Source organism: Lacihabitans sp. CS3-21 (assembly GCF_024343675.1).
In the GTDB taxonomy this organism is placed as follows: Bacteria; Bacteroidota; Bacteroidia; order Cytophagales; family Spirosomataceae; genus Leadbetterella.
This window is the reverse complement of record NZ_RJUD01000005.1, coordinates 48,002-62,132: the sequence shown is the minus strand read 5'-3', so window position 1 is coordinate 62,132 and position 14,131 is coordinate 48,002. Positions and strand designations below refer to the sequence as shown.

14 protein-coding genes are annotated in these 14,131 nt (G+C 36.7%); 1 reads left to right on the top strand and 13 read right to left on the bottom strand.

Translation table 11 applies throughout. The annotated features are described in order from the left end of the window. Nucleotides 1-8: 8 nt before the first annotated feature. The 12 genes from EGI24_RS04935 to EGI24_RS04880 form a co-directional block, all read right to left on the bottom strand. The gene (locus EGI24_RS04935) at nucleotides 9-1,076 is read right to left on the bottom strand and encodes a porin (RefSeq protein ID WP_255047242.1); all 1,068 of its coding nucleotides are present in this window, start codon (nucleotides 1,074-1,076) and stop codon (nucleotides 9-11) included. Between the two features lie 2 nt (nucleotides 1,077-1,078). Beyond that, complete coding sequence (locus EGI24_RS04930) at nucleotides 1,079-3,019, bottom strand: KUP/HAK/KT family potassium transporter (protein WP_255047241.1); 1,941 nt, start codon at nucleotides 3,017-3,019, stop codon at nucleotides 1,079-1,081. Continuing rightward, nucleotides 3,012-3,320: a hypothetical protein gene (locus tag EGI24_RS04925; RefSeq protein ID WP_255047240.1), complete on the bottom strand. Its 309-nt coding sequence runs from the start codon at nucleotides 3,318-3,320 to the stop codon at nucleotides 3,012-3,014. The genes EGI24_RS04930 and EGI24_RS04925 overlap by 8 nt, the downstream gene beginning before the upstream one ends. A gap of 91 nt (nucleotides 3,321-3,411) precedes the next feature. Further along, the gene (locus EGI24_RS04920) at nucleotides 3,412-4,089 is read right to left on the bottom strand and encodes a response regulator (protein ID WP_255047239.1); all 678 of its coding nucleotides are present in this window, start codon (nucleotides 4,087-4,089) and stop codon (nucleotides 3,412-3,414) included. Beyond that, the gene (locus EGI24_RS04915; RefSeq protein WP_255047238.1) at nucleotides 4,082-5,161 is read right to left on the bottom strand and encodes an ATP-binding protein; all 1,080 of its coding nucleotides are present in this window, start codon (nucleotides 5,159-5,161) and stop codon (nucleotides 4,082-4,084) included. The genes EGI24_RS04920 and EGI24_RS04915 overlap by 8 nt, the downstream gene beginning before the upstream one ends. 90 nt (nucleotides 5,162-5,251) lie before the next feature. Continuing rightward, the gene (locus EGI24_RS04910) at nucleotides 5,252-5,455 is read right to left on the bottom strand and encodes a helix-turn-helix transcriptional regulator (protein ID WP_255047237.1); all 204 of its coding nucleotides are present in this window, start codon (nucleotides 5,453-5,455) and stop codon (nucleotides 5,252-5,254) included. Between the two features lie 3 nt (nucleotides 5,456-5,458). Then, complete coding sequence (locus EGI24_RS04905; RefSeq protein WP_255047236.1) at nucleotides 5,459-5,995, bottom strand: DUF2975 domain-containing protein; 537 nt, start codon at nucleotides 5,993-5,995, stop codon at nucleotides 5,459-5,461. Nucleotides 5,996-6,169: 174 nt separating this feature from the next. Beyond that, nucleotides 6,170-6,526 (bottom strand): VOC family protein, encoded by a 357-nt coding sequence (locus tag EGI24_RS04900; protein ID WP_255047235.1) that lies wholly within the window; start codon nucleotides 6,524-6,526, stop codon nucleotides 6,170-6,172. A gap of 17 nt (nucleotides 6,527-6,543) precedes the next feature. Then, nucleotides 6,544-6,762 (bottom strand): DUF4287 domain-containing protein, encoded by a 219-nt coding sequence (locus tag EGI24_RS04895; RefSeq protein ID WP_255047234.1) that lies wholly within the window; start codon nucleotides 6,760-6,762, stop codon nucleotides 6,544-6,546. A gap of 104 nt (nucleotides 6,763-6,866) precedes the next feature. Next, a complete protein-coding gene (locus tag EGI24_RS04890; protein WP_255047233.1) occupies nucleotides 6,867-7,724 on the bottom strand; it encodes an alpha/beta fold hydrolase in 858 nt (285 codons plus the stop codon). 273 nt (nucleotides 7,725-7,997) lie between these two features. Further along, entirely contained in the window at nucleotides 7,998-8,741 is a 744-nt protein-coding gene (locus tag EGI24_RS04885; RefSeq protein WP_255047232.1) for an ankyrin repeat domain-containing protein, read from the bottom strand. Nucleotides 8,742-9,337: 596 nt separating this feature from the next. Next, entirely contained in the window at nucleotides 9,338-10,300 is a 963-nt protein-coding gene (locus EGI24_RS04880; protein ID WP_255047230.1) for a S9 family peptidase, read from the bottom strand. Between the two features lie 414 nt (nucleotides 10,301-10,714). On the opposite strand from EGI24_RS04880, the gene EGI24_RS04875 reads away from it, so the two are divergent. After that, the gene (locus tag EGI24_RS04875) at nucleotides 10,715-13,360 is read left to right on the top strand and encodes a c-type cytochrome (protein ID WP_255047229.1); all 2,646 of its coding nucleotides are present in this window, start codon (nucleotides 10,715-10,717) and stop codon (nucleotides 13,358-13,360) included. Nucleotides 13,361-13,404: 44 nt separating this feature from the next. Here the strand turns inward: EGI24_RS04875 and EGI24_RS04870 are convergent, their stop codons facing one another. After that, on the bottom strand, nucleotides 13,405-14,127 hold the full coding sequence (locus EGI24_RS04870) for an SDR family oxidoreductase (RefSeq protein WP_255047228.1): 723 nt from the start codon (nucleotides 14,125-14,127) through the stop codon (nucleotides 13,405-13,407). Nucleotides 14,128-14,131: the final 4 nt, after the last annotated feature.

The following is a 14,131-nucleotide window of genomic DNA, read 5'->3' as shown; positions in this document are numbered from 1 at the left end:
ATATTGATTTACAATTTTAAAGTCACAGCAGTGGTGATGGAGAAATTTTGATTGGAGGAAGTTTCTCTTGAATGAAATATAGCGTCTTTTGAATGATATTTTTTTGCCTCCATTCTGAAAAGCATTTTTTCTGCAAACTGGTAATCATAGTTTAAAGAATAACCAAAAGTTTGAAATCCATTCATGGTATTTGTAGAAACTATAGTTTCTTCGCGGTCATAATAATATTCTATTCTGGCCGCAAAGAAGTTTTTCTCGTTTATTTTTAACCTTGAAATTACCACGGGGGAATACCAAATTTTTCCCTTTGAAGATTTATTTTTCTCTGAACCTAAATCAAAACCCATTATGAATCCGAGATTTTTAGACGCCTGAACTTGAGCAAAAAAATTATGAAATATCCTAACTGAATTCAATGAATCGGGTTTATCTGATCCAAGGAAATTACTGTAATTTAAAGTGATATTTGAATTGGGTTTGAAATTTATCTGTAAACCAAACGACGGTTTATTTATTCCCTCTGGCATTTTTATTTTTTGCCAACCATTCAACACCAGAAAGGCGGTATTCCATTTTTCGTTTTTCGAAACTGACGAAAGTTTGATGCCATTTTCAAAATACGGTGAATTTTCGGCAAGCAAACTTCTGGTTAAGGTCCAACAATCTGCCCCAATGGCACTTTCAAAACCGATGTGCGACGGTAAAACTCCAGCATCAAGCCACAAATTATAACTTTCGGATAAGCTCACACCAAAATTGGCCTCATAAATTATCCTTGCCCAAGCTGGTTCGCTGCTCAAATTATATCGGGCATAATTTCCTGCCATTAGAGCAAAGTTTCCTCGAAGCCCTTTAGTCGAATAGTTGGCTTTTATAAATGCCAGATTCATGTTTATGGCTCCTAATTTTTTATGATTGTAGATGAAGTTTGGTTTTTCTTCATCTACAAATTGATCAAAATCTTGGCTATAATACAACTCAGCATATCCACTGAATGTCAATATTTTAGTACTATCATTTTGAGCACAAACTGCACTTGCCAAGAATGAAAGCATTAAGCCTAAACAAAATTTCATACCTATTCTCTCAATAAATTCACATTGTTTTGCGGCTGATAAACCAGTGGAATATCTTCTACAATCACATCGCTTTTATCCAAACCAAAGGCTTTTTCGTCGCTCTGACCTAGGTGTTTTAGTTTGAAGTAAGCGTTGAGCAAAAGTCCATCTCGCAAAGTAAATTCATTTTCCACAGATAAGAACTTTTCTATGACCACAAATTTAAAATCTGGCTCACTGTTGTACTTTGAAGAACCGTCAGGCCTAATATGGAGGTTCAGTTCCTTGTTTGCCACCAATTCTCTTACTATTTTTTTGAAATATAACTCAGTTTTTGGTTGAATTCTGAATCCCACATGGATGTTCACTTTTATGACTTTGTCGTCGAGCAGTTCGGTTACATTATAAGAAAGTGTATAAGGCTCGGTGGTGCGATGAATATGCACAAACCAGTAGACATCTGCTCTTTTTGGTTTTTTAGAAAAAATAGACTTAATGATTTTCTCCTCTATTTCGTGCCTGCGGTCGGCTTTGGTGAGATAGATGAGGTGTGTTGCAAATTTGGGTACGGCATCGTCTTCACTGAGTTCGTTGAGGCGGTGGATATGCTTACCCAATTCCTCAAATTTGGTAAATCGATTATTGATTTTTCGGGCATAATACCAAACATACATTACCATAAATATGAACAATTCGAAGAAAAGGAACATCCATCTCTCTTTGATTTTGGATACATTGGCTATGAAAAAAGAGATTTCCACAGTAGCAAAAATTGTCAGAATACCGAATACCAGATACTTGTTCCAATGTTTTTTGTAAAGAAGAAAATAACTCAAAAGTATGGTGGTCATCATCATGGCTACAGTAATCGAGAATCCATAGGCAGCCTCCATGTGTTCTGATGAACGGAAGTAAAGAATCATCATAATACAACCCACCCACAATAGGTTATTGACACTCGGTATGTAAATTTGCCCTTTGGTTTCTGTTGGCTGACGCACCGCCACTCTAGGCCAAAAATTAAGGTTAATAGCCTCACTAATAAGCGTATAGCTACCGCTGATGAGGGCTTGTGAGGCAATAATGGTGGCCAATGTTGCAATAATTATTCCTGGAATCAAGAACCACTCAGGCATTATTTCGTAGAATGGATTTCGGCCATTTAAAAACTCTTGGCCTTGATGCAATGCCCAGGCAGATTGGCCCAAATAATTGGTCACGAGGGCAATTTTTACAAATAACCAAGTAATTCTGATGTTTTGTCGGCCACAATGTCCCAAGTCTGAGTACAGAGCTTCTGCACCAGTTGTTGCCAAAAATACAGCTCCTAATAACCAAAAACCTTTGGGATACTGCGTTAATAATTGATAGGCATAATAGGGATTCAAGGCTTTTAGCACACTTGGAAAATGCATGATTTGACTTAAACCCAACACAAAAAGCATAGAAAACCAAAGCACCATAATCGGGCCAAAAGTACCGCCAACCTTCTGTGTACCAAAGCGTTGGAAAAAGAACAAAAATGATAAAATAACCATAACAATTGGCACTGTTTGGATATTTTCTAATCCTTTAATGTTCTGAATACCCTCTACTGCTGAAGCTACTGAGATGGGCGGAGTAATGATACCGTCGGCAAGAAGAGTCGTGGCACCTAAAATAGTGGGAATGACCAGTTTTTTGCCGTAACGTTTTACCAAAGCATATAATGAAAAAATTCCGCCCTCCCCATGATTGTCGGCTTGTAAAGTCAGCCAAATATATTTTATGGTGGTCTGAATCATCAAGGTCCAGAATATACAAGAGATACCCCCGAATATAAGATTCTCGGTTATAGCTTTCGTGCCAATGATGGCTTTGAGTACATATAGCGGACTCGTGCCAATGTCACCATAGATGATGCCTAGTGCCACCAAGAGCGAGGCGGCCGTTACTTTGTTTGTAATGTTTGATTTATTCATTTCCAATTAAATTTTGAATTTCTATTAAATTTTTCTTGATATTTTCAATTTGATCCTTTGCCAAAGTGGGAATTTCAGCTGAGATATTGCCTTGAAATTCAATAACCTTGGCTGTAAGTTTTTCTAAAGGGGCTGCGAATTTGTGAAGCTCTTGAAATAAGAACAGGTCATTTAGACCACAATAGAGCTGTTCAGCAAAGGGCTTTAGATGCTGATTAGAAGGAGCTTCCTCTGCCAGAAGTTTGAGTTGGTTGCAGCTCTCAAACAAAACGATGAGTCGAGAAGCAATTTCTTTGTTCAAATTCATGCTGCAAAGGAATATCTCAGAGCATCATGAAAAAGTAAAGAAATGAATGAGAATATAAAGAAAATATAAAAAGAAAAGTGCTGGTCTATTCAAACCGATACCCAACGCCACTTTCGGTGATAATATGAAGTGGTTGGTTCTGATTTTGCTCTATTTTTTTGCGTAAAGTACCTACAAATACCCTCAAATATTGGGTTTCAAGTTGTGCTCCAATGCCCCAAATCTCCTTTAAGATGTATTGATGTGTCAGAACACGTCCCTCGTTCTTGGCAAATAATAGCAATAAATTGTACTCTGTTGCGGTCAATTTTAGTATTTCTTGGTTTCTTTTTACGGTTCTGGAAACAAAATCAATTTCTAAATCGCCGCAAACTTTTTTACTTTCTGTGTTGTCGGTTTGGTTTCTACGAATGGCTGAGCGAATCCTTGCCAGAAGTTCGGCATTGCGGAATGGTTTGGTGAGATAATCGGTGGCTCCATTGTCTAAGGCCTGTACTATGTCTTTTTCGTTGTTGATGACCGAAAGAATTATGATGGATTTATTGTACCAAGTTCTGAGTTCCTTCAAAACCTCATGGCCGCTTTTGTCTGGTAATCCCAAGTCCAGCAAAATCAATTCTGGTGGATGATTGGCTGCCATAAGAATTCCTTCTTTTGCGTTTTCTGCTTGCCATACCTTATAATTATTACTTTCCAGATTGATTTCGAGCAATTTTCTTATTTGTGGTTCGTCGTCAATGATCAATATTTCTGCTTTATTCATTTTTTAGATTGTTGATATATGAAACCTCCACCGGAATATTTATGATGAATTTTAACCCCTGAGGCGTACAATTTTCAGCCACAATAGAACCATTGTGTGCCTCCAAAAATCCTTTTACTATAGACAAGCCAAGGCCGATTCCGCCCGCTTTTGAATTAGGCAAACGGTAAAATTTTTCAAATATTTTTTTTAAAAATTCTTCAGAAATACCGTTGCCTTGATCTTGAATAGTGATTCTTAGTTCTCGGTTTTTAATTTCATTCTCTATTAAAATTAGGCTATTTTGAGGTGAATATTGGACCGCATTTTGTAAAATATTGTAGACAACTTGCTCTATTATTCCAGTATCGATGTTGCAGAGTGGGAGTTTTTCTTTGGACTCAAATTCAATCTTTCTCGTTGGAAAATTGGTCTGAATTTTCTGAATGACTGAATTAATGAGATCGCCGATATCTTCCCAATCCAGATTGAGTTTCAACATCCCACTTTCTAATCGACTCATATTCAACAAGTTTTCTACTTGTCCGTTGAGCCGAATGGTGGCAATATCTATTTGAGTCAATAGCTCTTTTTGATTTTCCTTCGAAATATTTTGATTTTCTTTGAGCATATCTACGGAACTTAGTATGGTAGAAATAGGGGTTCTGAGTTCGTGAGAAAGCGAATTGAGTAGGGTATCATAAAGTTTTATGGTTTTCTCTTTTTCTTCTTTATCTCTTGATTTTTGCTCTTCTTTTCTTATTTGATAAGTCAAAACGGCATTTATCAGTGCAATAACAAAGTATAGAAAAAACATCAGGAGGTCCTCAGTACTGCCAATATGAAATGTGAAAATAGGCGGAATGAAGAAGAAATTCCAGATGATGGCACTCAGGATGGAAGCCAATAAAACCGCCAAAATATCAAATAACATCGCCAATACTGAAACTGTCATTAGAAGAATCAGAGCCACAATTCTGTAACCAATTATCTCTTTGGATACAAAACAAAGCAAAGCGATAAATAATACAGAGAATACACTCCAGAATATTTGGAGAACGATGTTGGATTTTCGCGTTGGAAAGAAGCCCAAGATTTGATTTATTTGATAGACAAATTTATCTATTCAAGCATAAAGATTTTATAAAGATTTAGGAATTTGTCCTTTAATCTATCTTAAATCTTAATCAACAAACTCCAAAATATCACCCGGCTGGCAGTCGAGAGCTTTACAAATGGCTTCTAAAGTACTGAATCTTATGGCTTTTGCTTTGCCTGTTTTCAGGATCGAGAGGTTCGAAAGCGTCAAGTCTACTTTTTCAGAAAGCTCGTTTAACGACATTTTTCGCTTGGCCATCATCACGTCTACGTTTACTATTATAGGCATGATCTATATCGTTAAGTCGTTTTCATTTTGTATTTCTATACCTCTCTTAAAGATATTGGCGATTACATAAATTATTGCCGCCATCAATATAAAAGCTTCACTATCTGCCCAAAATTTGTTCAACGCGTTTAATTCAATACCACGATGTTCAAAATGTTTGGCTGTTTCTTTTCCTATGTAACTAATTAGGCCAATAGAAAATGTATAATAGCTGATTTTATTGATTTTGTCGGCTACGTATTCGCTGAAAGGTTTGGATAAACTAAGCTTGCTTACAAGCTCGATGACCACATAAAATAGGTAGGCTTTCAGCATGGCTAGGGCCAAAATGAAGCTGTACATGCCATAATAGGCATCTACTGAATAAGCAAACAATTCACTTAAGTCTAGTTTTTCATAAAGTCTGGAAACAATCTCTGGTTTGTAAATACTTATTACAAAGTTGACCAACAATGCTCCAGCCTCAATGCAGAGACCAATGAAGATAATCCAAGCTATAACCCTTAGGCCGTAAAATACATACTTATTAGTGTTTGACATTTTTGTTTTATTTTAAAATGATGCACAAAAGTAAAAATTATTTATTAAAAAACAATAAATAATTATTCAAAATAAATAAATATTTTCTTTTCTAGTAAAAAAAGTTTTACTTGAGCTTCTTATTGTGTAAAAGCATAAAAGATTTAAAATCGAAAAGATAAGTTAGCCTGTGTATTAAATATCCTGCCCAAAAGTGAGCAAATTGTGGTCAGGGTCGAGTAGTGAAAATTCTTTCATTCCCCAAGGTTTAATCTCTAAATGTCCAGCTTGGGGCAACATTAAATTCATGTCGATAGCCAATTTGTACCAATCTTCAATGTTGTTGGTACGGATATAAACTTGACCGTAGTTTTCGAGCGGATTAAGCTCCTTAAATTCAAAGAGATGAAGTTGAATATTATCCTTTTCAACCATCAAGTAGCCATCATAATCGGCATTTCCAAAAAAACTGAAGCCTAGTTTTTCAATATAAAATTCCCTTGAGGCGGCTTTGTTTCTCATAGGCAATTTAGGGTTGATGGAGGTTAACATGTTTTTTTTGGTTAAGTTTATTCCGTTTTACCTTTCAAAGTGGCAAATATGGCCATAGCATGACCGTGTCCAAGCTCAAACTCCTCTTTGAGCCAATTCGTAATTTCGGTTGCTTTTATATTTTTTGATATGACTCCATCAACCAAAAAACCTTTTTCTTCCCCCAGTTTTTTAAAATCCTCCGGAGATTTTCCTGTTTTGGTTTTGATGTTGTCTATGTATGCTTGGAACGACATAGAGTTTTAAGATTAAATTATTTTCAAAACAAATATATGAACTGACAATTGGTTATTTCCTATTTTAACCAACAAAAACGAGATTAATCAGGTCAAAACCACCTTTATTTTAGATTTTCATTCAAAAAATTAACTGCATAATTCCATAGTTTCTTGTTTTTCGAACTGAAAAACTTCATATGTCCAATTTCTTTAAAACCAAGAATTCGTGGCTCAAGAGTTACTATTTCTGATTTCAGGTTTGGAAAAACGCTAATCATGTCTTTCACATTGGCAAGGTTTGCGATGGAGTCATCAGTGGCATGTAACCATAGTGAAGGAATATCGATTTCATCATAAGCATGTTTATCTATTTCTTTTTCGAACGCCATTGCTACATAACCGCTTCCATTACACCATTGACTCCACTGAGTAGCTACTGTTTTGGGTAGAGGCTCACCCATTCCTACCCATTGAGAATTCGTCTGCCCAAATAGCAAATTATTTATAGGAATGAAAACATTCATAAAGAAATAAGCCTGGAATTTAAATGCAAATCCCATATTACGAATACTGCCTGATGAGCAAGCAAAATTAAACATAGAGCCAAGGTCATTGGTATTTTTCATCAAGCCAACCAACTGCCCACCAGCACTATGCCCAACCAAATGGTAAGTTGTTTCTGGAAAGAGGTCCTTTAATTTTTCTAAAACTGCCGACATATCCTCCCTTCCCCATGTAATAAGTGAGGGATCCCCATCGTTGATTGACCCTTTTCGTGACTTTCCTATTCCTCTGTTGTCATAGCAAATCACTCCAAACCCAGAATCGGCCAAGAATGAAGCGAAAGAATTGTAAAATGTCTGCTTTATGCCAGTTGCTGGAGCGATCATTACGGCAGCCTTTACAGTTTTGGGTTGGTATAAGGTGGCTGCCAATGGAAAGCCGTCTTCGCAGATAATGCTTATGTAGGTTTTATTCATGCATGTTTGCTAGATTCATCACCGGTAAAATTAAGAGATATATTGTCCATTTTAAATGTATATCCTTAAATAATTTTCTGCAATATCGCTTAATAATTCAACTCAAAACCCTATTTAAAAAGTAAAAGTAAACTCTCTGAATCAGTGTTGTGTACCTTTGAGTTTACTTATTAACCCTAGAACAGAGCAATAAATATATTTGTGGTTTTTCAATGTAATTTTTAGATACCAGTATTTAAAAGTTACCAAAAACTAAAGCCTTTTTGACAACATTTAACTATTCAAATATTTATTAGGAACGTTTGTAGGGAAATAATCTAGCTTATAATTGGCTTTTAGCAAAATAGTCACCACTTCGTAAATCTGTTTTTCTGTTCTTTGAAATTGTCTGAGCAGACCCATCATGGCATAACTAATAGGATTTACGGCTGGTACGAATGTTTCCCATTCGTAACCTTTTCCCCAAATTAAACCCTGAACAGTATGATTTAAGTCGACATTAAGTGAAACCAGATATTTCAAAACATCGATACATATATTGGCATTTTGATTTACTGTATGAAAAATTGGCGTGTGACCACCAAAGCCGTTATCATCCAATCCTGCTTTACTATTAATATCTGCTCCATGCTTTATAAGTATTTTAGCACATGCGAGGTGGTTATATTCAGCACAGATGTGCAGCAAGGAAACTTCAAAAAGAGGCGTAAATGTGCAATCTAAACTATAATTTTGGGTTAAAGCACTTTTATTCTCAACCAAAAGTATATCCAGCATTTCGAAATCGTCCAATAAAACAGATAGTAAAATTTTGTCTTCAAACTCCAAACCAAAGTCTACAAATATTTTCAAACATTCTTTAAACTTTGACCCTCGATTGTACATATTGATGAGTTCATAAACCAAAGGTTTACCTTTTACAATTAGGTTAGGATCTACGCCATTTTCAAAGCATTCCCTTATTCCTTCCACCGAATGCAATTCAAAGTCAGTGATAATTTTGCCTAAATAGTCCATCTTTCTATAAGATTTGAGTATTAATTTGCTGAATTATTCCCCTTTTGTCTTTGGTTTATAATTTATAAAGATTTCGTATTTAACTTATCATGCCCAATCTTAAACACAATACAATCTACAAATACTTTAATCCTTGATTTGATGTAAATATAGAAAATATTTAGAACCAGTTCTGTTAATTTCATCAGACCTCATGGTTTAGATTCTTTCAATATTTAAAAAAGACTTAAAAACTTATTTAATAGCACATTGTGAAAAAAAATTAACCCAAAATAGCAATTTATTCATAAGGAAAAAAGAAACAGATTTAGATCATTTAAGCTTATACTTTATTTGAAACCTTATTCCCTTTTTGACAATAAGCCAATTGCAAAAGAGCAATAAAAGAATTCTAAATACTCCGATCCACCATAGTTTCCTGACTTACTAAAATAAATTTTTATTTAAATGTGACTTTAATATAAATTTTACGTCTTAGCAATTTCAATATCAAATAGTATTTTTATCAGTCAAATCAAATCCGATTTTATGCCAAAATGTTTCAAAATTTGGGTCATTTGAATTAAAAATCACAAAACACCATAAGGTTTTTGCTCTTATTTGTTCCCTACAGCTCGTTCTATGTATTCCATGGCAGCTGAACTTAACATTTCATGGCCACCTTCAAAAATAGTCAGCATCGTATTTTTTGAAGTTTTTTGATAATAAATAGTCCTGTCTAACAATTTTTCTATTTTATTATTTGGGTAGGTCTGCGTTTCAAGCATGGTCTTTTCTTCCGCCTTGCTGACATATTTAGCCTCTTCTTTTTCTTTATAATCATGTAGTATTTTATTATAAAAACTTATAGACTGTGTAATCGGAACCACGTTGCCAAGGTGGCCATCTTTTATGCCAGCAAAAATATGCAAACTACTATTCTTCCGTCTTTGGGTAGGTGTCTTCCAATATAATGGAGAGCGTTCTTTAGCTTTTAGGTCTTCAAAACCGCCCATGGCATCTATGCAAGCAGTTATTTCCTGTATATATTTGTTTTTTCGTTCTAAGGATTCTGCATACCATGCAGACAAATCAGCAATCGAAGCCCAAGCCGAAAAAGCTTTAATTTTGTGTCGCGACTTCATATACATGGCCAAAGTGGCATAACCTCCACCACTGTAGCCCACCATATAAATCTTGGATTTGTCAACGTTCATGTTTTTCAAAGCCCAGTCTATAGCCTCGTCGATATCAGATATCACATAATCGCTACAGCATGCTTTCGGGTGGTTATTGACTCCTCTGAAGTTGGGAAATACGTAATTATAGTCTTTATTTTTGGCTAATGTACTCAAACCAATAGTTTTTAGAGAATCTGCAGGATAACTCCACGAATGCAGCTGAATAACCAAAGGTCTATCTTGGACAGCTTCGGCTTTGTGATAATAAAAAACTTGAGTGTAAGCGTCAAGGCTGGAAACGATACTGTCTTTTTTCAAGAAAGCTTCTTCCCTATTGCTCGATTGGGCCATGGAAAGATAGCTCAAAACGCCCATGAGGCAAGTCAAAAGTAGTTTCATAGCTGTTATTTTTAAGGTTGAATAAACTTCAAAAGTCCAGCAAATCCTTAAATCCGCCTAAAGCCGTCTTTTGATAATTAAATTTACTAAACAAATTCGATTTATTTAATCCAAAAGGCTTTAAATCTCTTAGGTACATAAGGTTACTTTGAAATCAATACCTTTTTTCATTGAAAGAAAAATGGATGATTGAACTTTAAACCTAGTCTTTTATTGGAATAGTTATATCTAGATATTTACTAAAAAATGGAGTGAAAGATAAGTTTATAAAGGTGAAATTCCTGACTTCCAATACCAAATAATAATTTTTATTACAACTTTAAAATCCAATAGACCTTGATTAATTGACCAACAACACTTCCTAATATTAATCAAAATCTCTAGATTTGCTCATCATTTATAATCAACCCTGACATGTTAAAAGTAAACTTAGGCTTACTCACGGCCTTTATTATCTTCCTTAGTAATGGCATATTCTTTCAGCCTTCAAAAACAATCAAAAGAGATGTGTTAAAAATAGACAATGATTCTTTGCCAAAAGGATTCAGTTGTCCGCCCGAACTATTGGCCAACTATTATGCTGGACCCAGTATTGTACCGAGTCCGTCATGTCTGGCGGTGGCTCCATCAGGAGAGGTATTTGTAGGCGTTGATATGATTGGTTCTTTGGGTAAGTCACCAGGTAAAGGCCGTATAGTAAAACTGATTGACAGCGACCATAATGGAAAAATGGATAGCCACACGGTGTTTGCTATGGTGGACAATCCAAGAGGTATAATCAGCTTTGGCGATAAATTGTACGTATTACATACCACTTTCAGCAAAGAAACAGGCAAAGCCTCTGGGATGGATTTAGTGGTTTTTGAGGACACAAACAATGACGGCATAGCCGACGGTTTACCGCAGCCTTTGGTACAAAATATATGCTCCCCGAAATTTTTGCAAAGTAGAGGCACCGATCACTCGACCAATGGAATTCGCATGGGTATTGACGGTTGGATTTACATATCTGTAGGTGACTTTGGCTTTACCGATGCTGTAGACAGGTCTGGAAAAAAACTTACCATGTTAGGTGGTGGAATAGTGAGAGTTCGCCCTGATGGCACAGAACTCGAAATTTTCACCCACGGAACGCGTAACATTTACGACACGGCAATAGACCCATTCATGAATATTTTTACCCGCGACAATACGAACGATGGCGGTGGATGGAACATCCGCTTTAGCCATCATATTCAGTCTGGAGAATACGGTTATCCAACACTATTCAAAAACTTTACAGAAGAGATTATTCCAGCTTTGGTTGATTTAGGTGGTGGCTCGGGTACTGGTTCAATCTTCATAGACGATGCAAATTGGCCTGAAAAATACAACAAAGTACCCATGATGGCCGACTGGGGCAGAAATCAACTTTTTGTTCACCGAATTAAGCCAGATGGCCCCACTTTCACTCAAACAGAAGAAGAGTTTATAAAACTCAGTCAGATTACCGATGTGGATGTGGACGCTACAGGACAAATGTACCTTTCGGCATGGGATGGAGCTGGATATTCTGGCAATCCAAACAAAGGATTTGTGGTAAGGGTAGTGCCAAAAGACTGGAAATATGAAGCTTTTCCCAATCTAAAAAAAGCAGATTTAGCCCTAATAGCTAAGTTTTTGAAATCAGAGAGTGGAATGGCCAGATTAGCCGCTCAGCAAGAACTTTTATCACGCTCAAATATGGATGCCGCCGAAATCAGTTGGGCCATTGCCTCAGACAAAAGCCTAGCATTGGATATTCGGGTTGCAGGAATATTTACCTATGCTCAAGCTGCAGGAGCCAGTGGCATTCCAAATTTGGTTAAACTCGCAAATGAAGATTCCATCAGAGAAATCGTCCTAAAAACTTTGGCAGACCGCAAAGCATTTGCCAATCAAGTTCCTTTAGACTTGTTTTTGAAAAGTTTAAAAGACCCCTCTCCTCGCGTACAAATAGCGGCCACCATAGGTTTAGGTCGATTAGGAAAGATAGAAGCAGCCAAAGCTCTTCTTGATGTGAAATTACCAGCTACATTCATTTCACCTGAAAAAGGCAAGGAAGGCCCTCATGCAACACCAAATTCTGCCATTGTTCCACCTCACTTAGCTGTGAGAGCCTTGGTAAGCCTCCATGCAGTAGACGCTTGTATAGCGGCGATAGGTACAAAAAACTCTACCATAGCACTTTGGGCATTGCGATATATGCACCACCCAAAAGCCGTGAATGGCTTGATTGCCAAATATAAAGTAGTTAAAGATGCCAAAACCAAAAAAGAGATATTAACTACACTTTCGCGTTTATATAAAAAAGAAGCTCCTTATGACAGTTCGTGGTGGTGGAGTACCCGTCCGGACACACATGGACCCTACTATAAAGACATCGTTTGGGAATCTTCTCCTGCTATTAAAGCGATTTTGCTTCAAGAATGGAAAAAAGCAACTGATAAGACTTTTTTCGTTGAGCTAAATGACAAAAACCGCATGGGAATTCCGGAATTCGGAACTGGTGAAACTTTGGCAGCAAAAGAAGAAGTAAAAGTGGACCTACAAAAAATACGCAATAAAAAAGGGCAAGTAGGCGAAGCATCTATAGAAGATGTGATGCTGGCCATGGCTAAAATACCTGGAAAAGCGGAATTGGGCAAGACCTTGTTTACCAAACAAGGTTGTATAGCGTGCCACAGTTTAAGTACTTCAGAAACTATCAAAGGGCCATTTATGGGGCAAATAGGATCTATAATGAACCGCGAACAAATAGCAGAATCGATTCTTAAACCGAACGCCTCCATTTCTCAAGGTTTTGCATCTGTGCTTATTGAAGCCAAAGGTGACAAGAGTTATATGGGTTTCGTGACGGAGGAAACTTCGACACAATTGACACTGAGAGATATTGGCGGAAATGTGAGTAAAATCAAAAAATCAGATATAATTTCTCGTAAAGAGCTAGAAACTTCTATGATGCCAACAGGCTTGGCCAACGCTTTGTCGTATGAAGAACTGGCTTCCTTGATCACATTCTTAGCCAATCAGAAAAAGTAATTTTTACAGCCAGACGAAGGTATTTCGTCTGGCTGTATTCAAATTTACATCATTCTTACCAAAAGCCACTCCGGCAAATTACGCATTAGGAAACCTATTATTCTAAATCTCTTAGTCACATATACCACAGGTTTATCCGCTAAGACTGCCTCAAAAATCTGGTTCGCCACCTTTTCGGCTTTAGCGACCCAAAACATCCCTCTTTGACCGTCTGTCATTTCAGTTTCCACATAACCTGGCCGCACATCTATTACATTTACCCCATGCTTTTTCTTTTTAGAACGAATCCTTAGTCCTTCCAAATAAGTGGACGCAAATGCCTTGGATGCATGGTATTCGGGCGAAGTTGGCCCTCCTCTTTCACCTGCTACTGAAGAAATTCCAACAATTTTTCCGCTTCCCTTAGATTTAAAAAAATAATAGGCCCACTGAGCCAAACCCATAAAACCACGGGCATTAATATCAATGGTTTTGAGTTCGTCTTCAAAACTCGCCTTCGGAATACCAATGCCCGCATTGATGATGAGGATATCCAAGCCACCCATTTTCTCAACCAAATCAGCCAAAATGTTCCGAGCACTTTCTACTTTTTCTACATCCATTTCTGATATGTAGAATTTGGACCTTGGCAATTCTTCTACAATTTTTTGAAGCAAATTTGTTCTTCTTGCCGTTATTCCGACCTCAAACCCCTCTTGGGCATATTTTAAAGCAAGAGCCTTCCCTATTCCCGAACTTGCACCTATGATAATTACTTTTTGTGACATTAGT